Here is a 1,334-nt window from a genome sequence, read left to right on the forward strand (position 1 = left end):
CGATCCGATCGATGTCGCGGCCGGGTACGTGGTGTCGGCGATGGCGATCTCGACGGGCCGGGCCGAACGGATGATCACCTTCGCCCTCGATCTGCACCTGCGGTATCCGGCGATCCTGTCCGCGATGACGCAGGGGCGGCTGGATCTGCAGGCCGCGAATATCCTGGCCTCGCAAATGGCCACCGTCCACGTCGATATGCTCGAGGCGGTGCAGCGGCAGGTCGTCGAGGAATACCTCGCCGCGATCGAGGGCGGGGTGCGCATGGGCGAGAAAGCCATCCGCGGCAACGTCGATGCGATCATCGCCCGCTACGACGCGAACGGCATCCGCCTGCGCCGTCAGGAAGCCGCCCGCACCCGCGGGGTGCGACTGCACAAGGGCGTCGACGGCATGTCCAGCGTCTCGGCGATCCTGGCCACCGAGGAAGCGGCCGTCCTGGCCGAGGCCCTCGACCAACGCGTGAAAGACCACAAGTACGCCGACGCCCAAGCCGCCGCCAACACCCAAGCCGACACCGCCAACCCCGGCGGCGCCGGCGGCGCTGGCGAGGTCGAGGACTACTCGATCGCCGAGCGGCGCGCCGACGCCCTGATGTCCCTGGTGTGCGGCGATCCCGGCCTAGCCGGCACCCCGGCCCGTCCCGGCGCGCCGGGTGCCGGGGTGGCGTTGCGACCGAAGGTCACCGTCATCGCCACCGGCAACCACGCCCGCGACGACGGCGGCGCCCGAGTGGAGTTCACCCGCTCCGGCCAGGCCGCCCTGCAGGCCCTGCTGGACATGCTCGCCACCAGCGACGGAGCCACCTTCGAACCCATCGACCCGCGCATCGGCGCCGCCGATGACGCCCGCACCGCCCTGAAATACCGGCCCAGTGCCCAGTTGGCCCGCCGGATCCGGCTGCGGGACGGCACCTGCCGCCACCCCGGCTGCGCGATCCCGGCCGAGGCCTGTGATCTGGACCATGTGGTCCCGTTCGATCACGCCGACCCCCAGCGGGGCGGGCACACCATCGAGGCCAACCTCGCCGCGATGTGCCGGCGCCATCACCGGTTCAAGACCTTCTCGGACTGGCTCTACGACCTGCAGCCCGACGGCACCCTGCTGGTGCGCACCCCGGACGGTTCGACCATGCTCACCCGACCCTCCGGCCCGCTCGCCGAGTACCGGCGTGAACATGCCCGCGCCGAAACCGAGGCGTGGACCCGGCAACAACGCCGCAGCCCCGGGCCCACCGGTGACGAGCAGGCCGACGCCGAGCCGACGTTCTGGTCGCGCCGCGCCGAACGCCACCGCACCGAACGCCGCAACACCGAACGCGCCCGCACCTTTGACC

General features: G+C 71.9%; 1 protein-coding gene. It reads left to right on the forward strand.

Features of this window, described 5'->3' with window-relative positions; genetic code table 11:
• The coding region (locus J1M64_RS18520; RefSeq protein ID WP_206475154.1) for an HNH endonuclease signature motif containing protein at positions 1-1,334 on the forward strand (1,334 nt) is incomplete at both ends.

This window comes from Dietzia sp. KRD202 (assembly GCF_017168155.1).
Lineage (GTDB): Bacteria > Actinomycetota > Actinomycetes > Mycobacteriales > Mycobacteriaceae > Dietzia > Dietzia kunjamensis.